Annotated in this window: 13 protein-coding genes; 10 read left to right on the forward strand and 3 right to left on the reverse strand. The window is 71.6% G+C overall.

All coding sequences use genetic code 11. The features are described from left to right. Positions 1-57: 57 nt before the first annotated feature. Together FDO69_RS15930 and FDO69_RS15935 are read left to right on the forward strand one after the other, a co-directional pair. Entirely contained in the window at positions 58-1,686 is a 1,629-nt protein-coding gene (locus FDO69_RS15930; protein ID WP_104780481.1) for a sensor histidine kinase, read from the forward strand. After that, positions 1,683-2,384 carry a response regulator gene (locus FDO69_RS15935; protein ID WP_104780482.1) on the forward strand — a complete coding sequence of 234 codons (702 nt, stop codon included), beginning with the start codon at positions 1,683-1,685 and terminating at the stop codon, positions 2,382-2,384. Before FDO69_RS15930 ends, FDO69_RS15935 begins: the two co-directional genes overlap by 4 nt. Before the next feature lie 4 nt (positions 2,385-2,388). Here the strand turns inward: FDO69_RS15935 and FDO69_RS15940 are convergent, their stop codons facing one another. Together FDO69_RS15940 and FDO69_RS15945 are read right to left on the reverse strand one after the other, a co-directional pair. Beyond that, positions 2,389-2,883, reverse strand: coding sequence for a MarR family winged helix-turn-helix transcriptional regulator (locus FDO69_RS15940; RefSeq protein ID WP_234387952.1), 495 nt, complete (start codon positions 2,881-2,883; stop codon positions 2,389-2,391). A gap of 120 nt (positions 2,884-3,003) precedes the next feature. Next, positions 3,004-3,951, reverse strand: a complete 948-nt coding sequence (locus FDO69_RS15945; protein WP_104780484.1) for a methionyl-tRNA formyltransferase — start codon at positions 3,949-3,951, stop codon at positions 3,004-3,006. 250 nt (positions 3,952-4,201) lie between these two features. Between FDO69_RS15945 and FDO69_RS15950 the strand changes: the two genes are divergently transcribed. From FDO69_RS15950 to FDO69_RS15985, 8 genes are all read left to right on the forward strand, one after another. Next, positions 4,202-5,557: a lysine N(6)-hydroxylase/L-ornithine N(5)-oxygenase family protein gene (locus FDO69_RS15950; protein WP_104780485.1), complete on the forward strand. Its 1,356-nt coding sequence runs from the start codon at positions 4,202-4,204 to the stop codon at positions 5,555-5,557. A gap of 53 nt (positions 5,558-5,610) precedes the next feature. Further along, positions 5,611-6,672, forward strand: coding sequence for a FecCD family ABC transporter permease (locus tag FDO69_RS15955; protein ID WP_104780486.1), 1,062 nt, complete (start codon positions 5,611-5,613; stop codon positions 6,670-6,672). Beyond that, entirely contained in the window at positions 6,669-7,730 is a 1,062-nt protein-coding gene (locus FDO69_RS15960) for a FecCD family ABC transporter permease (protein WP_104780487.1), read from the forward strand. Before FDO69_RS15955 ends, FDO69_RS15960 begins: the two co-directional genes overlap by 4 nt. 39 nt (positions 7,731-7,769) lie before the next feature. Beyond that, positions 7,770-8,624: an ABC transporter ATP-binding protein gene (locus FDO69_RS15965; protein ID WP_104780570.1), complete on the forward strand. Its 855-nt coding sequence runs from the start codon at positions 7,770-7,772 to the stop codon at positions 8,622-8,624. Between the two features lie 90 nt (positions 8,625-8,714). After that, a complete protein-coding gene (locus FDO69_RS15970) occupies positions 8,715-9,773 on the forward strand; it encodes an iron-siderophore ABC transporter substrate-binding protein (protein WP_104780571.1) in 1,059 nt (352 codons plus the stop codon). A gap of 4 nt (positions 9,774-9,777) precedes the next feature. Next, positions 9,778-11,565: an ABC transporter ATP-binding protein gene (locus FDO69_RS15975; RefSeq protein ID WP_104780488.1), complete on the forward strand. Its 1,788-nt coding sequence runs from the start codon at positions 9,778-9,780 to the stop codon at positions 11,563-11,565. A gap of 57 nt (positions 11,566-11,622) precedes the next feature. Continuing rightward, positions 11,623-22,557 (forward strand): non-ribosomal peptide synthetase, encoded by a 10,935-nt coding sequence (locus FDO69_RS15980; protein ID WP_104780489.1) that lies wholly within the window; start codon positions 11,623-11,625, stop codon positions 22,555-22,557. Beyond that, the gene (locus FDO69_RS15985; protein ID WP_104780490.1) at positions 22,547-24,247 is read left to right on the forward strand and encodes an ABC transporter ATP-binding protein; all 1,701 of its coding nucleotides are present in this window, start codon (positions 22,547-22,549) and stop codon (positions 24,245-24,247) included. The genes FDO69_RS15980 and FDO69_RS15985 overlap by 11 nt, the downstream gene beginning before the upstream one ends. 282 nt (positions 24,248-24,529) lie before the next feature. Here the strand turns inward: FDO69_RS15985 and FDO69_RS15990 are convergent, their stop codons facing one another. Then, a complete protein-coding gene (locus FDO69_RS15990) occupies positions 24,530-25,303 on the reverse strand; it encodes a hypothetical protein (protein WP_138430102.1) in 774 nt (257 codons plus the stop codon). Positions 25,304-25,391: the final 88 nt, after the last annotated feature.

Raw genomic sequence — 25,391 nt, forward strand, 5'->3', positions numbered from 1 at the left:
GTGCGGCTCGGCACATGAGCCGCCCCGCTCGCGGCGGCATCGCAGATTGAGTTCGTCGTGGTCGCCACCTTTCGTCGGCACTCGCTCGCGGGCGAGATGCTGGTGCTCCAGCTCGCCATCGTCGTGGTGGTGCTGCTGGCCGTCGCCGCGGTCTCCCTCGCCCAGTCCCAGGCCACCTTCAACCGCGTCGAAGGGCGCCGGGTGGGAGCGCTCGCCGAACAGCTGGCCGCCAACCCCCTGGTGCGCAGCCAGCTGACGCGTCCCGCGCCGGGGGAGGCGCTCGCCCCGCTGGTGCTCGCCACCCAGGCGCAGTCGGGGGTGACCTCGGTGACGGTGGCGGACGCGGCCGGTCGGATCGCCAGCTCCACGAACCCCACCGTCGTCGGGGAGCGGATGCGGCTGGGGCCGGGCACCGCCCGGGGGCGCGGCTGGTCCGGGCAGGTGACCCTGGACGGCAGCCGCGAGCTGGCCGCCCAGGTGCCCGTCCTCGGGGCGAGTGAGGAGAACCTGGGCCGGATCCTCGGCACGGTGATGATCGGTGAGGCCGACCCGACGGTGTGGCAGCGGCTCAGCGGCGCCTCCTCCTATCTGCTCGCCTACCTGGGCATCGCCAGCGCACTGGGCGTGGCCGGCTCCTGGCTGCTCGCGCGGCGGGTGAAACGGCAGACCCTCGGGCTGGAGCCGGGCGAGATCGCCGGGCTCGCCGAGCACCGGGAGGCGATGCTGTACGGGATCGCCGAGGGTGTGATCGCCCTGGACCCGCAGCACCGGCTCACCCTCGTCAACGACATGGGCCGCCGCCTGCTCGACCTGCCCGAGGACTGCGTCGGCCAGAGCCTTACGGGCCTCGGCATCGACGGGCGGCTGCGCGACGTGCTGTGTGGCACCGCCGCCGGCGAGCGCGACGAGGTCGTCGTCCGGCACGGCCGGGTCCTGGTGATGAACCGGATGACCGTCACCAAGGACGGCCGGCCGCTCGGCTCGGTCACCACCCTGCGCGACCGCACCGAACTGGCCCGGCTGGAACGGGAGATCGGCTCCTTCCGCAGCTCCTCCGAGCTGCTGCGCGCGCAGGCGCACGAGTTCGCCAATCAGCTGCACACCATCTCCGGGCTGATCCAGATCGGTGAGCAGGACGAAGTCGTGGCCTACATCCCCGCGTTGAGCCGGCACCGCCAGTCCCTGGACGTCACCCTCAGCCGCCGCGTCCGGGACACCGCGGTCGCCGCACTGCTGATGGCGAAGGCCTCCCTCGCGGCGGAACGGAAGGTCAGCCTGCGGATCTCGGACGACACCGCGCTGGAGCGCCTGGCCCCTGAGGACGCCGCCGATGTGGCGACCGTGGTCGGCAACCTCGTGGACAACGCCGTCGACGCCGCCACCGCCCGGGACGACGCCTGGGTGGAGGTGGCGCTGCGGCAGGACGCCTCCAGCGTGGAGATCGTGGTCCGCGACTCGGGGCCGGGAGTGGCTCCGGAACTGGCCCGCGAGGTCTTCTCCCACGGTTTCACCACCAAGGCCGCCCGGGAGGGCGAGCGCGGCATCGGACTGGCCCTGACCAAGCTGGTCTGTGAACGGCACGGGGGAGAGATCTCGGTGTCCAACACCCCCGAAGGGGCCGTGTTCACCGCACGCATGACCGTCAGCCACCTCACCGGCGCGGTGGCAAAAGGAGCGGCCCCATGACCGAGGCGAGCGACAAGGCGGACGCGATCGACGTCCTCGTGGTCGACGACGACTTCATGGTGGCCAGAGTCCACCGCGCGTTCGTCGAACGCGTCGAGCCGTTCCGCGTCGTCGGCACGGCCCATACCGGCGGACAGGCCATCGAGGCGGTCGAGAGTCTGCGCCCCGACCTCATCCTGCTCGACCTGTACCTCCCCGACCTGTTCGGGCTCGACGTCATCCCCCGGCTGCGGACCGCCGGGCACGACTGCGACGTCATGGTCATCAGCGCGGCCACCGAGGCCGAGACGGTGCGCGGCGCCGTCCGCCGCGGCGTGGTCGACTACCTCCTCAAACCCTTCGACTTCGAGGATCTGCGCCTGCGTCTGGAGCGCTACGCCGCCCAGCGGGGCAGGCTGCTCACGACGGTGGTCCGCGGCCAGGCGGACGTGGACCGTGTCCTGGCCGGCGCGTTCGGCCCGGCACCGGCCCACACCCTGCCCAAGGGCATGAGCGTGGAGACCGCCGAACTCGTCGAGCGGGCCCTGCGCGAGGCGGACGGCACCCTGTCCGCCACCGAGTGCGCCGCGGTCACCGGCGTGTCCCGGGTGAGCGCACGCCGCTACCTGGAGTACTTCCACGGCACCGGCAGTGCGGAGGTGTCCCTGCGCTACGGCGCGGCCGGCCGGCCCCAACGCCGCTACGGCTGGCGGGCCTGAGCCGTCACCCGGACCCGGCGGCGGGACCCTGTTCCTCGTGGTGGGTGTGCACGCGCCGCAGCAGGGAGGCCAGTTGCTCCCTCTCGGCATCGCTCAGCGGGGTCAGCAGGTCGTCGTCCGCGGAGGCGATGTCGGCGTTCAGGTGGTCGAGGGCCGCTCTGCCCCGCGGGGTGATGCGGACGTCGACGCGGCGGCGGTCGGTGGGGCTGCGGACGCACTCGACCTGCCCCGCGTCCGCCAGGTCCTTCACGATCCTCGCGAGGTCGCTGGCGTTCATGTCCTGCCGGGAGGCCAGGACGCCCTTGGGCTGCGGGCCGAGATCGGCGATCAGGGTCAGGACGGTCAGGTGCCACAACCGCAGTCCTCTGGCCGTGAGCTTCTCCGACAGGGTGCGGCGGGCCGCCTTTCCCGTCGCGTACATCAGGTACGCGCTGAGGTTCAGCACGCTGGGCGGCGTCATGCGTGCACGGCGGCCCGGCTGTGCCTTGTCTGTGAACACGGTTCAAACATAGGGCACTTGGCGGGCGGGGGCAGCACTCCCGGCGATCGCCGCCGCGCGGACCGGGTCCGCGCGGCGGCGCTGCGGACCGGCCCCCGGGACCGTACCGGGGCCGGCGCGTCAGGGGCGGGTGGTGAGGTAGCCACCCATGGAGGTGAAGTACTCGGCCGCGGGCAACTCCCGGCCGTCCTCGGTGCGTACGCGCGTGATGGCCAGGCCGTGGTTGCGTCCCGTGCGGGCGTCGGCACCGGCGACGATCACCACGCCGTCGCCCTCGCGGTAGAAGATCCGGCCGGGGGTGCCGCCGTAGCGCCCCTCGGACACGAACGAGGCCAGGACGTCGAGCCGCTTGCCCCGGTGGAAGGTGTAGGCGCTGGGGTACGGCTCCGACTGGGCGCGCACCAGGCGCTCCAGGTCCTCCGCCGGCCAGCTCCAGTCGATGCGGCTGTCCTCGTCGGCCCGCTTGTGGAAGAAGGACGCCTGGGAGCGGTCCTGCCGGGTGAACTCGGTCTGCCCGGATGCGATCAGGCCGAGCGCACCGATGGTGACCGGGGCGATGAGGTCGACGGTCTTGTGGAAGAGGTCGGTCGCGGTGTCCGCCGGGCCGACCGGCACCGCCTCCTGCCGGACGATGTCGCCGGCGTCGAGTTCGTCGTTCATCATGTGCGCCGTGACGCCCACTTCGGGTTCGCCGTTGATGAGGGCCCAGATCAGCGGGGAGAAGCCGGCGTACTTCGGCAGCAGCGAGTCGTGCACGTTCAGCGTGCCGTGGCGGGGCAGGCCGAAGATGCGCGGGGGGATCCAGGTGCGCCAGTTGTTGGCCACGATGATGTCCGGGTCGGCCTCCTTGAGGCGCTCGAACAGCTCCTCGTCGTCGGGGCGGTTGCGGATCAGCACCGGGACGCCGTGCTCCTCGGCGAGGTCGGCGACCGAGTCGCTCCAGATCTTCTCGTAGGCGTGCTCGCTCTTGGGGTGGGTCACGACCAGCACCACGTCGTGCTCGGACTCCAGGAGGGCTTGCAGGGTGCGGTGCCCCCAGGTCTGGTAACCGAACATGACGACCCGCATGGGGTTCCTCCTCAGAGCAAGGTGTTGGCCGATGCAAGTAAAGCAAGGCTTACCTTAGTGCGCAACGGATGCGTGAGGCAGGCCAGTTGTCGAGGTATGCCTCCCGGTGGCGTCCGTTTTGCCCTGTCGACACGTCAACGGGTTTAGCTTAGGCTCACCTAAGTTCGCTGGCGTGCCGCGTCGTCGGCATGCCCGTCTCCCGTTCCCTCCACACCTGACACGCGCGGCTGCCCCGCACGATGGGAGTGACATGTCGCAGGTTCTTCCCGGTGACTCATCACCGGTCCACGACCTGATCGGAATCGGCTTCGGGCCGTCCAACGTGGCCATGGCGATCGCGCTCCGCGAGCACAACACCCGCGTCGGCGGGCAGGAGGCGATCACCGCTCACTTCTTCGAGCAGCAACCCCGCTTCGGCTGGCACCGCGGCATGCTCATCGACGACGCCACCATGCAGGTCTCCTTCCTCAAGGACCTGGTGACGCTGCGGAACCCGGCCAGCGAGTACAGCTTCCTCTGCTACCTGCAGAGCAAGGGCCGGCTGATCGACTTCATCAACCACAAGAACCTGTTCCCGCTGCGCGTGGAGTTCCACGACTACTTCGAGTGGGCCGCGGCCCAGGTCGAGGACATGGTCTCCTACGGCCACGAGGTCGTCGGCGTCGCGCCCGTGACCCGGGACGGCGTCGTGGACCACCTGGAGGTGACCGTCCGGTCCGGCGGCGGCCTCGAGGTCCACCGGGCCCGCAACCTCGTCATCGGTACCGGCCTGCGTCCCCTCGTGCCCGAGGGCGTGGAGCGCGGCGAGCGGGTCTGGCACAACTCCGAACTGCTGGCGAGGGTCGATGAGTTGGAGGGCGCCTCGCCCTCCCGCTTCGTCGTCGTGGGAGCCGGCCAGAGCGCTGCCGAGAACGTCGCCTACCTGCACCGCCGCTTCCCCGAGGCCGAGGTCTGCGCCGTCTTCTCCCGCTACGGCTACAGCCCGGCCGACGACAGCAGCTTCGCCAACCGGATCTTCGACCCGCAGGCCGTCGACGAGTACTTCGCCGCGCCCGAGGACGTCAAGCGCCGGCTGATGGACTACCACGGCAACACCAACTACTCCGTGGTGGACATCGACCTCATCGACGACCTCTACCGGCAGTCGTACCAGGAGAAGGTGCTCGGCACCGAGCGGCTGCGGTTCCTCAACGTCTCCCGGCTCACCGGCGTCAAGGAGACCCCGTCGAGCGTCCGCGCCACGGTGACGTCCCTGGTCACCGGCGAGGAGACCGATCTGGACGCGGACGTCGTGGTCTTCGCCACCGGCTACAGCCCCGTCGACCCCACCAGCCTGCTCGGGGAGGTCGCCGACCGCTGCCTGCGCGACGACGAGGGCCGCGTCCGCGTCGAGCGCGACTGGCGCATCGCGGCCGACCCGGCCCTGCGCTGCGGCATCTACCTGCAGGGCGGCACGGAGCACACGCACGGCATCACCTCGTCGCTGCTCTCCAACACCGCCATCAGGGTGGGCGAGATCCTGGACTCCCTCCTCGGCCGCAGGGCCGAGCCCACCGCCGGCCGGACGCACACGGTCGCCGACGGTATGGGCAGCGCCGCCCGCTAGACGGACGCCGTCCGGTCAACTCGCCCACCGCGCAAGGGATAACGTACGTCGACATGGGCACGACTGCTGCAGTGGAGCGCCCCCCGGTCAAGGGCCCGACAGCGGCCCGTCGCCGGCGGGTCGTGGGTCTCGGCACCCTTCTGGCGGTCCTCGTGATCGCCGCCGTCCTCTCGCTGGCCGTCGGTGCTCGCGCGTTGAGTCCCGCCGAGGTGTGGCACGGACTGTTCGGCGCCCCGGACCCCGACCGGCGGCTCACGGAGATCAGGCTCATCGTCGAGACCGTACGGGTGCCCCGCACGGTCCTCGGGGTCGTCGCGGGCATCGCCCTCGGCGTCGGCGGGGCGCTGATCCAGGGGTTCACCCGTAACCCGATCGCCGACACCGGCCTGCTGGGCGTGAATTCCGGCGCCTCGTTCGCGGTGGTGGTGGCGATCTCCGTCTTCGGGCTGGGAAACCCCTTCCAGTACGTCTGGTTCGCGTTCGCCGGCGCTGCCGTCGCCGGTGTCGTGGTGTTCGGTCTCGCGAGCATCGGGCGCGGGGCCGGCAACCCGCTCACCCTCGCCCTGGCCGGCCAGGGCGTCACGGTGTTCCTCGCGGCGATGACCACCGCCGTCGCGCTGTCGGACCAGGCGGCGCTGAACGCCCTGCGGTTCTGGAACGCCGGCTCCCTCGCCGGTTCCGGGTTCGACGTCATCTGGCCGGTGACCGCGTTCATCGGCGCCGGGCTCGTGCTGGCCCTGACCACGCTGCCCTCCCTCAACCTGCTCAACCTCGGCGACGACGTGGCCAGGGGCCTGGGCGTGAACATCGCGCTGAGCCGGACCGTCGGCATCACCGCCATCACCCTGCTGGCGGGCGCCACGACGGCCGCGTGCGGCCCCATCGCCTTCCTCGGCCTCATGGTCGCCCACGTGGCCCGGTACCTGACCGGCCCGGACTACCGCTGGCTCGTGCCGTACGCCGGGCTGCTCGGGGCCGTCGTGCTGCTGCTGTGCGACATCGTCGGCCGACTGGTCGTGCGGCCGGGCGAGTTGGACGCCGGCGTCCTCGTGGCGCTGCTCGGCGCCCCCTTCTTCGCGGTGCTCGTATGGCGCGGAAAGTTCAGGAAAGCATGAACGTGACCGAGGTGAAGCCGTCCCTGCCGCCGGGCGTACGGCTCGGCCGGGTGTCGTTCGTCTGGCGGCCCTGGCTGCTGTGCGTCACGCTGCTGCTCGCGGCGGCGACCTTCCTGGTGTTCTGCGTGTCCATCGGCGTCGGGGACTTCCCCGTAGGCCTCCCGCAGGTGATCGCCACGCTCTTCGGGCGGGGTGAGCAGGTCGACGAGTTCGTCATCATGGACCTGCGGATGCCGCGTGCCCTGGCCGGACTGGTCGTGGGCATCGCGCTCGGGGTGTCCGGGGCGCTCACCCAGTCCATCGCGCGCAATCCGCTGGCCAGCCCGGACGTCCTTGGGATCACCTCGGGCGCCAGCGCCGTCGCGGTGTTCCTGGTGACCGTCTCCGGCGGGACCGCCGCGGCGATCGTCAACTCCGCCGGTCTCCCGGCCGCGGCGCTCGGGGGCGGGCTCGGCACGGGCCTGCTGGTGTACTTCCTGGCCTGGCGGCGCGGGGTGGACGGTTTCCGGCTCATCCTCATCGGCATCTCGGTGAGCGCCGTGATGGAGGCGATCACGACCTGGCTGCTGGTCACGGCCGACATCAGGGACGTGGCCCGGGCCCAGGCGTGGCTGGTCGGCTCGCTGGAGGACCGCTCCTGGGGCGAGGTCCGCACGGCCCTGTGGTGTGGGCTCGTCCTCCTGGCCGTGGTCTCCTGCGTCGCCTTCCAGTTCAGGCCGATGCACTTCGGCGACGAGGTCGCCGCGGGTCTGGGCGTCCGGTACGGGAGGGTGCGGGCGGTCCTGCTGCTGTGCGCGGTGCTGCTGGCCGGTGTGGCGGTGAGTGCGGCGGGCCCCGTGCCGTTCGTCGCGCTGGTGGCACCGCAGGTGGCGATGCGTCTGGCGCGCCGGCCCACACCGCCGATGGTGGCCTCGGGCCTGACCGGCGCGTTGCTGCTGACCGGCTCGGACCTCATCGCGCGCACGGCGCTGCCGGTCTCGCTCCCGGTCGGCGTGGTCACCGCCGCGATAGGCGGGCCCTTCCTCGTCTATCTGCTGGTGCGGGCGAACCTGCGGTAGATGTACAAGAGTCAGCTGAACCCGAGCAAGGGGGGACCCGTGGTCGCACAGTCCGTCACCGAGGCCGCGGTCGGCGGCGCTTCGCGGCTCGCAGCCCGAGGTGTCACGGTCGGCTATGGCGGCAGGGTCGTCATCGACAAGCTCGACGTGGCGATACCGCCGGGCGTGATCACGACGATCATCGGCCCCAACGGCTGTGGGAAATCCACCCTGTTGCGCACGCTGTCGCGGCTGCTCAAGCCGGCCGGCGGGACGGTCGTCCTGGACGGCGAGGACATCGGCAGGCTCCGGACCCGGGACGTGGCGAAGAAGCTGGGACTGCTGCCGCAGGCGCCGGTCGCGCCGGAGGGGCTGACGGTGGCCGACCTGGTCGCCAGGGGCCGTCACCCGCACCAGAGCTGGCTGCGGCAGTGGTCGTCCGACGACGCCGACGTGGTGGAGCGCGCCCTGGCCATGACCGGGGTGTCCGACCTCGCCGACCGCCCGGTCGACGCGCTGTCGGGCGGGCAGCGCCAGCGCGTGTGGATCTCGATGACGCTGGCTCAGGGCACCGATCTGCTGCTGCTGGACGAGCCGACGACCTATCTGGACCTGGCACACGCCCTCGACGTCCTCGACCTGGTCGACGATCTGCACGAGTCCGGGTGCACCGTCGTCATGGTGCTGCATGACCTCAACCTGGCGACGCGCTACAGCGACCACCTCGTGGTGATGCGGGAGGGGTCGATCCTGGCGCAGGGGCATCCGCGTGACGTCGTCACGGCCGAACTGCTGCACGAGGCCTTCGGGTTGCGCGCCCGGGTCATCGACGACCCGGTCGGCGACCGGCCGCTCATCGTGCCGATCGGGCGGGCCCATGTGCGGCCGGGGCACCTTCCGGCGCAGGACACTTAGTAAGGCTAGGCTAACCTCACTGCCGCGCGGTAAGGTTTGGCTGCCCTTAGGCGAGGGTGCAGGAACTGGCGCGAAAGCAAGGGGATGTGGATGCTCCTCCATCGAACGACGCCCGGGAAGCCATGGCGGCGGCTGGCAGCGGTACTGTCCGCCGCCGCCCTCGGCGTCGGTCTCCTCGCGGGATGCGGTTCCGGCTCGGCGGACTCGGCGGACGGCGAGAACAAGGGCACTCAGGCCGCGGCCGCCGGTGACTTCCCGGTCACCGTGGAGCACGCGTTCGGATCCACGACGGTCGAAAAGGCGCCCCGGCGGGTCGTCACCGTCGGCTACACGGACGACCAGACCGTCCTGGCCTTCGGCATCAAGCCGGTCGGCATGGTCGACCAGTACCCGAACCCGCCCGGCAAGAGCCCCGACATCAACACCCAGTGGCCCTGGGTGAAGGACAAGTGGGGCGACACCAAGCCCGAGGTCGTCATGAAGAACGGCGACTCCGGCCCCAACTACGAGAAGATCGCGGCCCTTCGCCCCGACCTGATCGTCGCGGTGTACTCCGAGATCGACCAGGCCGCCTACGACAAGCTCTCCAGGATCGCCCCGACGGTGGCCCGCACCAAGGGGGAGAAGGAGCCCTTCAGCGCTCCCTGGCAGGACAACGCCCTGCACATCGCCAAGGCCCTCGGCAAGGCCGACGAGGGCCAGAAGATGGTCGACGACATCCAGGGCCGGCTCGACACGGCCAAGAAGGATCACCCCGAGCTCGGCAAGGAGACCGCGGTCGCACTGTCCTGGTACAAGGACTCGGTGGCGCCCTTCACCTCGACCGACGTGCGCGGCCGGCTCGTCACCGGCATCGGCTACACGTACCAGACCGAGATCGACAAGGTCGCGGGCGGCGACTTCTACACCACGCTCTCGCCCGAGCGCATCGACCTCGTCGACGTCGACCACATCTTCGTCATCAACGACAAGGCCGACACCGAGGCGCTCAAAAAGTTCAAGCTGTTCGCCAACCTCGACGCCGTGAAGAAGGGCAACGTGTCCTACCTGCTCGACAGCGAGGGACCGGCGGTCGGCGCGGCCATCTCCCAGGGCACCCTGCTGTCCATGCCGTACGCGATCGACGAGCTCGTCAAGTCGGTCGAGTAGGGAAGTGGGCACCACCGACACGCGCGTCGCCCCGGCGGCCCTGCGCACGACGAACGGACGCGAGGCCGCCCGCTGGGTCGCAGACCACTGCCGCGCGATGCCCGGGCTGACGACCGCGACCGTGCTCACCACGGTCGCGGGGGCGGCGCTCCAGGTGCTCCCCGTGCTCCTGCTCGGCCAGGTGGTCGACGGGGTCGTCGGGGGTGAGGACCGTTCGGTCCTGATCACGATCGGGGTGCTCATCGGTGCCGCCGCGCTGCTCGGCGCGGCGGCCACCGCGGTCTCCACGTACCTGATCGGACGGCTGGGCGCGGATCTGCTCGCGCGGCTGCGCGAAGGCGCCGTCCGCGCGGTGCTCGGCATGCCGAGCGCACGGATCGAGCAGGTCGGCCGGGGGGACGTGCTCTCCCGGGTCGGAGACGACGTGGCCGTCATCTCCAAGGGCATCCGCACGGCCGTCCCCACGGTGTTCTCGGCGGGCGTCCTGGTCGTCATCGCCACCGTCGGCATGTTCGGGCTGGACTGGCGGCTCGGTCTGGCCGGTGCGGGCGCGCTGCCCGCGTACGCGCTGGCGCTGCGCTGGTACCTGCCCCGCTCCGCCCCGCTCTACCGGAAGCAGCGCGTGGCCCAGGCCGACCGTGCCCAGGCGTTCATCAGCGGCCTGAACGGCATCGACACGGTCCGGGCCTACCGCCTGGAGGGCGCCTTCCGCGAGAAGGTCACCTCCGAGTCCTGGCGGGTGCGCGAGCTCGGTATCGAGGTGTTCCGGTTCTTCGGCCGGTTCGTCGGCCGGGAGAACCGCGCCGAGTTCATCGGTCTGGTCCTGATCCTGCTGGTCGGGTACGCGCTGCTGGAGGCCGACGCGGCCACCCTGGGTGAGGTGTCGGCGGCTCCGCTGCTGTTCCACCGGCTGTTCACCCCGCTGGGCGCCATCATGTTCACCTTCGACGAGGCGCAGAAGTCGGGCGCGAGCCTGACCCGCCTGGTCGGGGTGCTGGGGGAGTCCGCCGAGGCGCGGCTGGTCGGCGACGAGTCCGTCACGGCGGCCCGGGCCGGGGCGTACCCGGTGACGGTCGAGGGGCTGACGTTCCGTTACCCGGGCTCCGAGGAGCCGGTGTTGCGGGACGTGGACCTGTCGATCCCGGCCGGAGGGTCGCTCGCCCTGGTGGGCGCCACGGGCGCGGGCAAGACGACGCTGGCCGCGTTGATCGCCGGCATCGGCACCCCGCAGGCCGGGTCGGTGCGCATCGGGACGACCGATCTGGCCGACCTGGACGAGGCCGGGGCGAGGGCCCTGGTCAGCATCCTGACGCAGGAGACGCACGTCTTCTCCGGCCCGCTCGCCGACGACCTGCGGCTGTCCGCGCCGGGGGCGAGCGACGCGGAGCTGAGGGAGGCGTTGCGCACGGTCGGCGCCGAGGGCTGGGTCGCCGCGCTGCCCGACGGGCTGAACACCCCGGTCGGTGAGGGTGGTGAGCGCCTGGACGTCACCAAGGTCGCCCAGATCGCCCTGGCCCGGCTGGTGCTGGGGAGGGCGCCGGTGGTGGTGCTCGACGAGTCGACCGCGGAGGCCGGCAGCGAGGGCGCGGCCGAGCTGGAGCGAGCCGTGATGGCCGCCTGCGCGGGCCGTACCACGCTGTTCGTGGCACACCGGCTCACCCAGGCGATGGCTGCGGACCGGATCGCCGTGCTCGACGCCGGACGGGTCGTGGAGCAGGGGACGCACGAGGAACTGGTGGCTCTGGGCGGCCGGTACGCACGACTGTGGCGGGCCTGGCGAGAGGGTAGTTAGGCAACCCTTATTTAGGTTAGCCTCACTTCACATTCTGGAAGGGACGCTGAGTCTTCGATGATGGAACCGCGCGCTCGTCTCGTACTGCTTTCTCCCACGCGTCTGGCCGATGTGCGCCGGCGGATCGGCGACTACCCGGACCGGACCATCACCGAAGCCTGCGCCATCGGCCTGTCGTACTGGGCGACGGGCGGCAGCCCCGACGGCATCGACCTCACGCCCGGCACGCTCTTCGCCGACGTCCTCGGCTGGGTCGACAACGGCGGGACCACGCCCGGCGGTTGGGACGTCACCCCGGACGGCCGCGGCATCACCGTCCCCGACGGCGTCACCCCCGAGGACGCACAGCTCGCGCTGGACGATCTGGCCGACTTCCCGGACCGGCCGCTGGGCACCATCGGCCCGTCCGGCGTGGCGGCCAGACTCCGGGTCCTGGCCGAGTGGAACGACAACCGGGCCGACCGGGACCGCCCCACCCTCGTGGAGATGTTCCACCGGCAGGTGAGCGCACGACCGGACGCCGTGGCCGTCGTCGACGAGCACCGGTCGCTGACCTACCGTGAAACAGCCGCACACGCGGCCCAGTTGGCCAACCACCTGGTCACCCGCGGACTCGGCTCCGAACAGGTCGTCGGCATCTCCCTGACCCGCTCCGCCGACATGGTCGTCGGGCTGCTCGCCGTGCTCCAGGCCGGCTGCGCCTTCGTACCGCTCGATCCGCAGTGGCCCGCCGCGCGCCGGGCCGTCGTCATCGAGGACGCCCGGGTCGTCGTCCAGCTCAACGCCTCCGGCGAGCACGACCCGGCCGAACCGGACGCCGTGGCCGTCGATCTCGGCGACTGGCGGTACGGCTCGTACCCGGCGCAGGGGCCCGATGTCACCGTCCTCGGTGACGCGCTGGCCTACGTGATCTTCACGTCCGGTTCGACCGGGCGGCCCAAGGGCGCGATGATCCGGCACGAGGCGATCAGCGAGCGCCTGCTGTGGCAGGTGAACGAGATCCTCGGCTTCGGTCACGACGACGCCTCGCTGTTCAAGGCGCCACTGTCCTTCGACATCTCCATCAACGAGATCTTCCTGCCGCTGGTCTCCGGCGGGCGCCTCGTCGTCCTGCGGCCCGGCGGCGAGCGCGACCCGCACCACCTGCTGAGCGTCATCGCCGAACAGCGCGTCACCTTCACCTACCTGGTGTCGTCCATGCTGGACGTGCTGCTGGAGATGGCCGGCGACTCCGGCCGCCTGGACAGCCTGCGGCACGTGTGGTGCGGCGGCGAGGTCCTCACCCCCGAGCTGTACGAGCGCTTCCGCACCAAGCTCGACAACATCCCCATGTACCACGGCTACGGCCCCGCCGAGACCACCATCGGCGTCTCCCACGTCATCTACCGGGGCGCGGCGGAACGCCTGTCGACGTCCATCGGCAAGGCCAACCCCAACACCCAGCTCTACGTCCTGGACGACGAACTGCGCCCCGTCCCGGTCGGCGTCGGCGGTGAACTCTACGTCGGCGGCTTCCTCCTGGGCCGCGGCTATGTGGGTGCGCCCGGCCTGACCGCCTCCCGCTTCGTCGCCAACCCCTTCGCGAACGACGGCTCCCGCCTCTACCGCACCGGCGACCTCGCCCGCTTCGCCCCCGACGGATCGCTGGACTTCCTCGGCCGCGCCGACAACCAGATCAAGATCCGCGGCATGCGACTGGAGATCGAGGACGTCGAGGCAGGCCTCGCCGAGCACCCCCGGGTCCGGCACACCTGCGTCGTCGCGAAGAAGAACACGGCCGGCGGCACCTACCTCGTCGGCTACGCCATACCCGCCGCCGGCGCCGTCGACCTGAGCGCGGACGAGGTCAGGGCGTGGGCCGCGGCGCACATGGTCGAGTACATGGTGCCCGCCCACATCGTGGTCATGGACGAGTTCCCGCTCACCGCCAACGGCAAGCTCGACCGCAACGCGCTGCCCGAGCCCGCGATCGGGGGGAGTGCACTCGCCCGCCCCACCACCGACGACGAGCGGGCGGTGTGTGCCGCGGTCGCGGAGGTGCTGCGGCTCCAAGAGGTCGGCGTCGACCAGGACTTCTTCCAGCTCGGCGGCGACAGCATCCTCGCGATCTCCCTGCTGAGTGCGCTGCGCGAGCAGGGTCTGCACGTCACGGCACGGCAGATCTTCACCCACAGCACGGTGGGCGCGCTGGCCGCGGTCGCGAGCCGTGAGGACCTCTCCACCGTGGACCACGCCGACGTCGCCACCGGCACCGTCGTCGGCTCGCCCATCGTGCAGTGGCTCGGCGAGACCACGGACGCCGTCGACGGCTTCGTCCAGTCGGTCGTCCTGAACACCCCCGCGGGCCTGACCGCCGACGCCCTCGACACCATCCTCACCGCGCTCGTGGCCCGGCACGACATGCTCCGCGCCAAGCTGGTGCGCGGCAGCCGCTGGAGCTTCGACATCCCCGAGGCGGACCGGGCCGAGCCCGGCCGGCAGCACAGCGACCGGCCGCTCGACGAGTGCATCGCCCTCGCCACGGCCGGACTGGACCCGGCCAACGGCGTGATGCTCCGGGCCGTCTGGCGCCCCGAGGCGCGTCAACTCGTCCTCGTCGCCCACCACGTGGTCGTCGACGGCGTCTCCTGGCGCATCCTGATGGAGGACCTGGCCACCGCCTGGCGGCAGTTCAGCTCGGGTGAGCCGGTCGAACTCCCCCCGGTGGGCGCGTCGTTCCGGCGCTGGACCCAGCTGCTGGAACGCGCCGCGTTCGACGCCGACAGCTCCTCCTACCGGCGCCCCCTGCCCGGCGAGGACCAGCTGCTGGCCCGGCGCGCTCTCTCCGACACGGACACCGTCGCCGGCGAACGCCTGCGCACCGTCACGGTCGGCCCGGACGTCACGGCCGCGCTGCTGGGCGAGATCCCCGCGAAGTTCCACGCCGGTGTCAACGACGTCCTGCTCACCGCGCTCGCCGTCGCCCTCGCCCGGTACCGCCGCGACCTCGGCCAGGACCAGACCTTCGCCCACGTCGAGCTCGAAGGCCACGGCCGCGAAGGGCAGTTCGTGGCGGGCTCCGCCGGCTTCGAGCCGGACCTGTCCCGGACCGTGGGCTGGTTCACCACCCTCTTCCCGGTCACCGTGGACCCCGGCGCGGCATCCGACCTCACCACTCCCGCGTACCTGACCGCCGCCCTCAAAGCGGTCAAGGAGGACCTCGCCCGGGTGCCGGACAACGGCATCTCCTACGGCGCCCTGCGCTACCTCACCCACAGCGAGTTCGACGCCCCCGCACCCCAGGTGCTCTTCAACTACCTCGGCCGCTTCGCCGCCGGCGCCCCCGGCGACTGGCAACTCGCGGGCACCACCGGCCGGCTGGGCGAGAGGCGCGACCCGCGGATGCGCCTGCCGCGCGCCCTGGAGTTCAACGCGATCGCCGAACCCACCGCGTCCGGCGCATACGAGCTGGTCACCACCATCTCCTGGCCCGACGGCCTGTTCACCGACGCCGACATCACGACACTCGCCGACCACTTCCGCACGACCCTGACCGGACTCGCCGCACTCGACCAGGGCGGCCACTCGCCCAGCGACTTCCCCCTCGTACCGCTCACCCAGGCCGACGTCGACACCCTGGACGGCCCGGGCCTGCGGGACATCCTGCCGCTGACCCCGCTCCAGGAAGGCCTCTACTTCCACTCGGTCTTCGACGACGACTCCGCGGGTGCCTACGTCGAGCAGCAACTGCTCACGCTGGACGGCGAGGTGGACGCCGACCGGCTCGCGACGGCGGCCACCCGGCTGCTCACCCTGTTCCCGAACCTGGCCGCCCGCTTCACGGCCCTCGCCGACGGCCGCGTGGTGTCCGTCCTGGACAGCGGCGTCGAGGCCCCCTTCACCACGCTGGACCGCCCCGGCATCACCGCCGAGGAGATACGCGACCTCGCCGAACGGGACCGCCGCACCGGTTTCGACCTGGCCGCCGGCCCCCTCATGCGATACACGCTCATTCGCACCGGCTCCGGCCGCAACGTCCTGGTGCAGACCGTGCACCACATCATCGCCGACGGCTGGTCGGTGCCGCCCATGCTCCGCGCGCTGCTCGCCGAGTACCACGCCCCGGGCACCGTCCACCCGCTCGGCGGCTTCGCCGAATACGTGCGCCGGCTCGCCGGGCGTGACGCCGACGAGAGTGACCGCGTCTGGTGCGAGGAACTCGCCGAACTGCCCGGCCCCTCACTGGTCGCCGAGGGGCACACGCCCTCCGACCGGTTCGCCGACACCCTCATGGAGCCCGAGGGTGACCTCGACGCCGCCGTCCGCGAGGCGGGCGTGCCCTTGAGCGTCGCCGTGCACAGCGCCTGGGCCGTCACCCTGGGCGGCATCCTCCAGGGCCGGGACGTCGTGTTCGGCTCCACGGTCTCCGGCCGCGACGCCGATGTGCCCGGCATCGGGGAGATGGTGGGCCTGTTCATCAACACCATTCCCGTACGCGCCCGTTGGACTCCCGCGACCACCGCGGCCGACCTGCTCACCGCCGTACGCGACCACCAGAGCACGGTCCTGCCGCACCAGCACGTCTCCCTCGCACGCATCGGCCGCCAGGCCGGCTCCGGCTCCCTCTTCGACACGCTCGTGGTGTTCGACGTGGCCACCGACCTGACCTCGCTCCGGCGCCCCGGCGACACGCTGACCATCACCGACCTCGTCAACGAGGGCGCCCCGCACTACCCCCTCACGCTCGTGGTCGAGCGCGCCCACGACGGCCGACCGCGCTTCAACCTCATCCACGACGGTGAACTGCTGCGCGAGACGACCGCCCGTTCGATCCTGCGCACCTTCAGCAGGACCCTGACCGGTCTGCTCGCGCACCCGGACACCCCCGTGGACGATGTGGCGGCAGGAGCCGAACGACTCCCCGCCCCGATCACCCCGACCACCCTGGGCGGACTGTTCGACACCGCGGCACGCCGCGACCCGGCGGCCACCGCCGTCACCCAGTGCGGCATGGACGGCGCCACCCGCTCCCTGACCTACGGCGAACTGTCCGACGCCAAGAACGACCTGGCCTCCGCCCTGCGCGCGGCAGGCGTCGGCCCGGGAAAGCGGGTCGCCGTGGCCGTCCCGCGCTCCCTGGAGCAGGTCGTCGCCCTGGTCGCGATCGTCGCCGCGGGCGGCGCGTACGTCCCACTCGACCTGGCGTACCCGGACGAGCGGCTGGAGTACATCCTCGCCGACGCGGCCCCCCAGGTCGTCCTCGTGGACCGCGACCAACGCGACCGCTTCACACGACTGCCGGCCCGGGCAGGAGTGGCCGCCCGTGTGCTGGTGCAGGGCGAAGAGGCCCCGGCCGCCCTGACCGGGCCCGGCCCCGAGCCCGACTGGCACACCCCCGCCTACGTGATCTACACATCCGGCTCCACCGGCCGCCCCAAGGGCGTCGTCGTCCCGCACTCCAGCGTGGTGACCCTGCTCGCCAACACCCGACCCGCCATGGACTTCGGCCCCGACGACGTCTGGGTCCAGTTCCACTCCTTCTCCTTCGACTTCGCGGTCTGGGAGCTGTGGGGCGCGCTGGCCCACGGCGCTGAGCTGCTGGTGCCCGAGTACGGCCTGACGCGCTCCCCGGTCGACTTCCACCGGCTGGTCCGCGAGCGCGGCGTCACCGTCCTCAACCAGACCCCGTCGGCCTTCTACCAGTTCATCGAGGCCGACCGGCTCACCGGCGAACCGCTGCCCGCACTGCGCCGCATCGTCTTCGGAGGCGAGGCACTGGACCTCGGGCGGCTGCGCGGCTGGGTCGAGCGGCACGGCACGACCGCGCCCGAGCTGGTCAACATGTACGGCATCACCGAGACCACCGTCCACGTCACCCACCGGGTGCTCACCGACGAGGACTTCGCCCCCGGAGACGAGGCCAGCCCCATCGGCGGTCCCGTCCCCGGCCTGGTCACCTACCTCCTCGACGACCGGCTCCGGCCGGTGCCGCCGGGCCGCGAGGGCGCCATCTACGTCGCCGGCGACCAGGTGTCCCTCGGCTACCTGGGCAGGCCCGGCCTCACCGCGGCCCGCTTCGTGGCCGACCCGTTCGCGGCCGACGGCTCCCGCATGTACCACACGGGCGACCTCGCGATCCGCACCCTCGACGGCGAGCTGGTCTTCACCGGCCGCGCGGACGACCAGGTGCAACTCAAGGGGTTCCGTATCGAGCTGGGCGAAGTCGAGTCCGCGATCCGGGCCTTCGACGGCGTGACGGACGTGGCGGTGACGGTGGCGGACACCGGTGACCATCTGGTGGCGCACGTGGTGGGCGACGTGCCGCCCGACCTGACGGACCGGCTGTCGTCCAGGTTGCCCGCCCACATGGTTCCGGGTCAGATCCTGACGATCGAGGCCCTACCGCTGACGATCAACGGCAAGCTGGATCGAAAGGCCTTGGCGGAGCGCCCCTTCAGGGGCGCGGGGAACGGCGCGACCAGCCCCAACGCACCCGCAGACGAAACCACCGCGGTAGCCGCACTCACCAAGATCTTCACCGAGACGCTGCCCGGCGCCTCCGTAGACGCCGACACCGACTTCTTCCGCGCCGGAGGCGACAGCATCATCGCCATCACCGTCGTGAACAGGGCCCGCACCCTCGGCCTGCCCATCACACCCAGGGACGTCTTTCTGCTCAAGACCCCCCGCGCACTGGCCGAACACCTCGGCACCAACACACCCGAGACCCCCCAGGCCCCCACCCACCGCGAGGACGGCCCCCTCACCCCCACCCACCGCGAGGACGGCCCCCTCACCCCCACCCCGATCATCCTCCGCCAACGCGAACTCGGCGGCTCCCTCACCCGTTTCGCCCAGGCCAGGACACTCCAGGCACCCGACGGCACCGGATACGCCGACGCCGTACGCGCCGCGAGCGCCGTGGTCGCCGCGCACCCGGCCCTCCGGCTGCGCCTCGACGCCGCACACGGCGTGTGGACCCTGCGCACCGAACCCGCCCGCGACATCACCGTCGTACGCCCGGACACCACCGACGCGACAGCCGTCGCGAACGAGGCCGCCGGACAACTCGACCCCGAGTCGGGTGAAGTGATGGCGTTCGCGTGGCTGGAGTCGAGCAGGACCCTCGTCGTCACCGTCCACCACCTCGCCGTCGACGCGGTCTCCTGGCTGATCCTGCTGGACGACCTGGCCACGGCGCTGCGCGGCGAGCCCCTCGCCCCGCCGACCACCTCGTACGCCGAGTACGCGGAAGCCCTGACCCTCCGGTCGGCCCACGACACGCATGACCTCGGCCGCTGGGTCACCACACTCCAGGCGCCCCAACCGCTGCCCTCCCCGAGCGACTTGCGTGAGACGACGGTCGTACTCGCCCCCGACGTGAGCGACCGCCTCACCCGCACCGCGCCCGCCGCACTCGGCGTCGGTCTCACCGAGCTGCTCTGCGGAGCCCTGCGCACCGCGCTGACCAGGATCCAGCCGTCGCCCACCGACCTCGCGATCGACCTGGAGCGGCACGGCAGGGTCCCCGCCCTCGAACGGCACGACTACACCCGTACCGTCGGCTGGTTCACCTCCATCGCCCCCGTACGGCTCACCCCGCACACCGACCCCGTCGCCGCCGCGCGCGAGGTCGTCGAGCGTCAGCCGGACGAGGACGGGCACGTCGCCTACGGCCGACTCCGGTACCTCAACCCGCAGACGGCCCCGCTGCTCACGGCCCGCCCGCAGGTGCTGTTCAACTACCTCGGCCGGGGCAGCGAGTCCCAGAGCCTGCACCTCACGCGCGGTGACCAGGGCAGCCCGTACGCCGTCGAGGTCAACGCGTGGACCGACGAGGCCACCGGAAGCCTGCTCGCCGAGTTCGTCCTCGCCGAGGGCGTCCCCGACGAGATCACCGAGCACTGGCGCGGCGCGCTGAAGCACCTCGCGGACGCCGCGACGACGGCCGAGCGCACCGCCCCGGTCACCCCGCTCCAGCGTGGCCTGTTCTTCCAGGCCCAGCTGGCGGGCCCGGCCGGACACTACGTCGCGCAGAACTGGTTCACCTTCGAGCGGCGCCTGGACACCGGCGCTCTGGCGGAGGCGATGGCCCACGTGATCGCGCGGCACCCGGTCGTAGGCGCCGGTTTCAGCACCGACGACGACGGCAACCCGGTGCAGGTTTTCAAGACAGGCCGGCGCGTCGACGTCCGTACGGTCGACCTGGCGACGGACGCGGAGGCCGACGCCCTGCGCGCCCGCGACCGCGACACCGGGTTCGACCCGGGGGAGCCGCCGCTGATCCGGCTGACGGTCGTGCGCCTGCCCGGCGGCCGGGACGGCCTGCTGCTCAGCTACCACCTGCTGCTGTGGGACGGCTGGTCCCGCGAGATCGTCCTGCGGGACCTCTTCGACGCCTACCGCGCCGTTCTCGCCGGCGAGCCGCTCGACCCGGCCCCCGCCACACCGAGCTTCGAGGAGTACGCCCGGGCGCTCGCCGCCCGGGGCTCCGCCGCAGCGGAACGCTTCTGGGCGGACCGGCTGGCCGCCCTGCCCGGCCCCACCCTGCTCGCCGGGCCGGCACCGGACTTCTCGGACGACCTGCCGAAGGCTCTCGTGCACACGCTGTCCGCCGAACAGTCCGACCTGGTGCGGGAGGCGGCCCGGGTGCACGGCGTCACCCTGAACTCGGTGCTGACCGGCGCGTTCGGCCTGCTGCTCGGCGCGCACACCGGCCGCGCCGACGCCGTGTTCGGCGTGACCGTCTCCGGCCGCGAGGGCGAGGGGCGCTCCGACATCGTGGGCGTGCTGCTCAACACCGTGCCGATGTGGACCCGGGCCCGCCCTGAGCAGTCGGTGGGCGCCTACCTGTCGGCCGTCCAGGCGGCCCGGGTCGAGGCGATGGAGCACGAGCACCTGGGGCTCGGCGAGATCCAGCGGGCCAGCGGGCACGACACCCTGTTCGACAACCTCTTCGTGCTGCAGAACTTCCTGGACATGGACGCGTTCGCCGAGATGAACGCCCGGCACGGCATCACCTCGGTCAAGGCCGACGACTCCACCCACTATCCGTTCACCTGGGTCGTCACGCCGGGGGAGCGGCTCACGGTCAAGCTCGAGTACCGCGACGGGGACACCGCCAACGCCAGCCGTCTCCTCGACGACTACCTGAGCGTGCTCGGGGACCTGTCCCGGGCGACCGGACCGGTCGGCGCGTTGCGAGGGCTGGGCACGGTGCCCGAGCCGGCCGTACGCACCGACGTCGGCACGGACACCGTCGTCGACCGGTTCGACCAGGCGGCGGACCGCGACCCGCGGCGTGTGGCGCTCGTCGCCCACGGCTCGACCATGACGTTCGCCGAACTCCGCGACCGCAGCAGGGCCGTGGCGGGCGTGCTCGCCGCGCGCGGCATCGGGCCGGAGACGACCGTGGGCCTCGCGATCCCGCGCTCCCTCGACTGGATCGCGGCGCTGTTCGCCGTCCTGCGGGTCGGTGCCGCATACGTGCCGCTGGAGCTGGACCACCCGGACGAGCGGATCGCGGCCATCGTCGACGACGCCCGCCCGGACGTGATCCTCACCGTGAGTGCGGTCTCGCCCCGGCTGTCCGGCGACCTGATCGAACTGGACCGGCCGCTTCCCGAGGCCGAGCCGTTCGTGACGTTCGCGCCGGACGACCCCGGCCGCCTGCGCCATCCCGCGTACACGATCTACACCTCCGGCTCCACCGGGAAGCCCAAGGGTGTGGTGACCGAGTACGCCGGTCTCACCAACATGCTGATCAACCATCAGCGCCGGATCTTCGAGCCGGTGCTGGCCGAGCACGGCCACCGGGTCTTCAAGATCGCCCACACCGTCTCGTTCGCGTTCGACATGTCGTGGGAGGAGCTGCTGTGGCTCGCCGACGGCCACGAAGTGCACATCTGCGACGAGGAGTTGCGGCGGGACGCGCCCCGGCTGGTGGAGTACTGCCTGGAGCACGGGATCGACGTCGTCAACGTGACCCCGACCTACGCGCAGCAACTGGTGGCCGAGGGCCTGCTCGACCAGCCCGGACGGCGGCCCGCGCTGGTGCTGCTGGGCGGCGAGGCCGTCACCCCGACCCTGTGGCAGCGGCTCGCCGAGACCGAGGGCACGGTCGGCTACAACCTGTACGGGCCCACCGAGTACACCATCAACACCCTCGGCGTCGGCACCTTCGACTGCCAGGACCCGGTAGTGGGCGTCGCCATCGACAACACGGACGTGTACGTACTGGACCCCTGGCTGCGGCCGCTGCCGGACGGGGTGCCCGGCGAGCTGTACGTGTCGGGCATCGGCATCGCACGCGGCTACCTCGGACAGCCGGCCCAGACGGCGCACCGCTTCGTCGCCTGCCCGTTCGGCGAGCCCGGCGAGCGCATGTACCGCACCGGCGACCTGGTGGTCCGCCGGCCGGACGGCAACCTCATGTACCTGGGCCGCACCGACCAGCAGGTCAAGATCCGCGGTCACCGGGTCGAACTCGGCGAGGTCGAGGCCGTGTTCGCGGCGCACCCGGCGGTGCGGTTCGTCGCCGCGGTCGCCCAGCCCGACCCCCAGGTCGACGGCGCCCACCGGCTTGCCGCCTACCTGGTGCTGGAGGGGGCGGAGCTCGCGACCGTCGCCGCCGAAGTGGGCGCCGGACTGCCGGACTTCCTGCGGCCCACCCACTACGCGCAGGTCGACGGCATCCCGCTGACGGTGAACGGGAAGGCCGACACCAGGGCACTGCCCGAGGCCAAGCCACTGGGCGCGCTGACCACGGCGGGGGAGCGGGCCCCGCAGACCGAGACCGAGACCGTGGTGTGCGAGTACTTCGCCGAGGCACTGGACCTGGACGACGACGAGGTGAGCGCGGTGAGCGACTTCGTGTCCCTGGGAGGACACTCCATGCTGGCGGTTCGGCTCATCGGGCTGCTCCGCCGCGAGTACGGTCCCGTGATCACCATCCGCGATCTGTTCACCCTGCGAACCCCGGAAGCGATTGCCCGCCACCTCGATGACAACTGACACCCAGCGGCCCCGCCACGGGGCCGCCATCCTCCGCACCGCCCTGCGCCGCAACATCGGCGCCATGGTCTGGGGCACCCTCCTCATGGGCCTCTACCAGGCCGGGGAGACGGCCTTCCCCATCGCCCTCGGCCTGATCGTCGAGCACACGATGCGGGAGGGCCGCAGCCTCCAGGCGCTCGCCCTGTCGATCGGCGCGCTGGCCGTGATCATCACGACGGTCTCGCTGTCGTGGCGGTTCGGCATGCGGATCCTGCAGAAGGCCAACACGACCGAGGCGCACCGCTGGCGGGTGAAGGTCGCGGCCTGCGGCCTGCAGCCCGTGGCCCGGGACGTCGACCTCAAGTCCGGCGAGGTGCTGACCATCGCCACCGAGGACGCCGACCAGACCGCCGACATCATCGAGGTGGTGCCGCTGCTGATCAGCTCACTCGTGGCGGTGCTGGTCGCGGCGGTGGCGCTGGGCCTGGCCGACATCCGGCTCGGCCTGCTGGTTATCGTGGGCACTGTCGCCATCCTGTCGGTCCTCAGCGTGATGTCGAAGCGGATCGGCAGCAGCACCCAGGAGCAGCAGGCGAGCGTGGCGCGGGCGGGTGCGAAGGTCGCCGACCTGATCACCGGCCTGCGCCCGCTGCACGGCTTCGGGGGCAACCAGGCGGCGTTCCGGTCCTACCGGAAGGTCAGCACGGAGGCGAAGCACCAGTCGATCACCGTCGCCAAGGTCAACGGCGCCTACGCGGGCACAGCACTGGCCCTCAACGCGGTCCTTGCCGGGGCCGTGACCCTGACGGCGGGCCGGCTGGCGTTCGATGGCCGCATCACCATCGGTGAACTCGTCATGGCGGTGGGCCTGGCGCAGTTCATCATGGAGCCGCTCAAGCTGTTCTCGGAGATGCCCAAGTACGTGATGATCGCGCGCGCGTCGGCCGAGCGGATGGCGCTGGTGCTGTCGGCCCCGCCGGTCATGACGCCGGGCTCCGGACGCCCGTCACCGGGCGGCGACCTCGACGTCGACTGCGTCCGCCACGGGGCCTTGACCGACCTGAAGTTCCGGGTGAAGGCGGGCGAGTTCGTCGCCATCGCCCCTTACCAGCCCCGCGCGGCGGCCGACCTGGCGGCCGTCCTGGCGGTACGGGTCCCGCCCACGGCGTACAGGGGAACGGTACGGATCGGGGGCCGGGAACTGGCGGACCTCTCCGTCGAGGCGGTCCGTGAGCACCTGCTGGTCAACCCCTACGACGGGGAGATCTTCGCGGGCACGCTCCGCACCAACATCGACCCGTCGGGCACCAGCCGGACCGTCCCCGACGCCGTCGAGGCCTCCATGCTGACCGACGTCGTCGCCCTGCACCGCGAGGGCCTCGACTACGGCGTCCGCGACCGGGGCGCCAACCTCTCCGGCGGCCAGCGCCAACGCCTCTCCCTGGCCCGCGCCCTGGCCGCCGACACGGACGTGCTCGTCCTGCACGATCCGACGACGGCGGTGGACGCGGTCACCGAACAGCTCATCGCCCGCAACGTGGCGAAGCTGCGCCGCGGCCGCACGACGATCGTGATCACCAGCAGCCCGGCGTTCCTGGACGCCGCGGACCGGGTCCTGGTCCTCGACGACGGCGTCATCACGGCGGAGGACACCCACCGCAACCTGCTGGCCAAGGACGAGGCGTACTGCCTGGCGGTCGCACGGTGAGTGTTTCAGGGGGTTGCGGACGCCCGACAGGGACGCGAGGACCGGCACGTTCGACGAGTAGCCGCCTGCCGTGAGTGGTCAGGCGGGCATGACGGTGGGCCACGAAGACCTCCGTGCGGTGTGTTCCTGGACAGCTCCACCCCAGGGGAGGTCTTCGCGCATGTGCAAGACCCGCCGGTGTCGGCCATGCTCGTGATCAGTACACCTGGGCCAGGGAGCAGGGCGTGGCCGGATCCGCCCACTCGTGATCACAAGCACGAACGGCCGCCGGCACAAACCGCTTCACGGGATGAGCCCTTGCAGGACCCCGCCCCAGGTGTCCATGACTCTCTGCAGTTGCTCGGCACCCGCCGCCGCTGTCGTCAGGGCGAGGAGTACGGACGTGACGAGTCCGCGATTTCGCCCTTCGGGCGGGGTGTTCGCCGCGGTGGCGAGGTACTCGACATTGTCCAACAGAGTTTGTCGTTCCGTGTCTTCCAGCCCCTCCTGCGCCACGACAGCTCGTTGAAGCTCTCTCAGAGCCTCTGCCACGTTCGTCCCGCTCTGATGGACGACGCCGGTGATCGTGGAATTGATGTTGTTGATCCTGGCGGCGAGTTGAGGGATGTTGACGGTCCCTCCGCTGATCGAGACCGAGAGCCCCGGCTCCGGTGCAGTCTGTCCTGACGCTTCCGCGTAGTCCGGCATCCTCTGGAGCACCTCTTCCAGGTAGCCCAGCCCGAGGGACAGGCGAGTCGCGTGATCGCTTGCATGGTGGATCGCGTATTCGAAACCCCGCCAGACGCCTTCGCCCGGGATCCAGAGGCCCGTGTAACCGGGCGGCGCGTCATTGCCGACGCCCACGAGTGCGGCGCGCAGTTGTTCCACTGACTTGCTGCACCACGCCGCGATGGCCTCTCCCTCCCTGGCGTTGGTCGCCACCGACGCTTCCAGGGCTCTGCCCGCACTGATCTGACCGGCCAGGTCCTGGGCCGTCAGTCTGGCGAGCATGCCTTCCCTGAGACGCGCGTGGCGAGGCGGTAAAGCGACAGCGGGGGTTCCGGCTTCTTCCTGCATGGCGACCATCGTGCCCACGCGGGGTCGGGCAGGACAAGGAGGTGCATCGTCCGTCCTGGGCGCAGCGGCCAGTGATCACCACTGCTGA

Source organism: Streptomyces tibetensis (assembly GCF_007655005.1).
Classification (GTDB): Bacteria; Actinomycetota; Actinomycetes; order Streptomycetales; family Streptomycetaceae; genus Streptomyces; species Streptomyces tibetensis.

Bases quoted from the DNA above. Each gene is read 5' to 3' on its own strand.
- FDO69_RS15945 (WP_104780484.1), bottom strand. From the start codon at position 3,951: ATGCGGGTCGTCATGTTCGGTTACCAGACCTGGGGGCACCGCACCCTG.
- FDO69_RS15990 (WP_138430102.1), bottom strand. From the start codon at position 25,303: ATGCAGGAAGAAGCCGGAACCCCCGCTGTCGCTTTACCGCCTCGCCAC.
- FDO69_RS15955 (WP_104780486.1), top strand. From the start codon at position 5,611: ATGGGCACGACTGCTGCAGTGGAGCGCCCCCCGGTCAAGGGCCCGACA.
- FDO69_RS15985 (WP_104780490.1), top strand. From the start codon at position 22,547: ATGACAACTGACACCCAGCGGCCCCGCCACGGGGCCGCCATCCTCCGC.
- FDO69_RS15960 (WP_104780487.1), top strand. From the start codon at position 6,669: ATGAACGTGACCGAGGTGAAGCCGTCCCTGCCGCCGGGCGTACGGCTC.
- FDO69_RS15935 (WP_104780482.1), top strand. From the start codon at position 1,683: ATGACCGAGGCGAGCGACAAGGCGGACGCGATCGACGTCCTCGTGGTC.
- FDO69_RS15970 (WP_104780571.1), top strand. From the start codon at position 8,715: ATGCTCCTCCATCGAACGACGCCCGGGAAGCCATGGCGGCGGCTGGCA.
- FDO69_RS15950 (WP_104780485.1), top strand. From the start codon at position 4,202: ATGTCGCAGGTTCTTCCCGGTGACTCATCACCGGTCCACGACCTGATC.
- FDO69_RS15980 (WP_104780489.1), top strand. From the start codon at position 11,623: ATGATGGAACCGCGCGCTCGTCTCGTACTGCTTTCTCCCACGCGTCTG.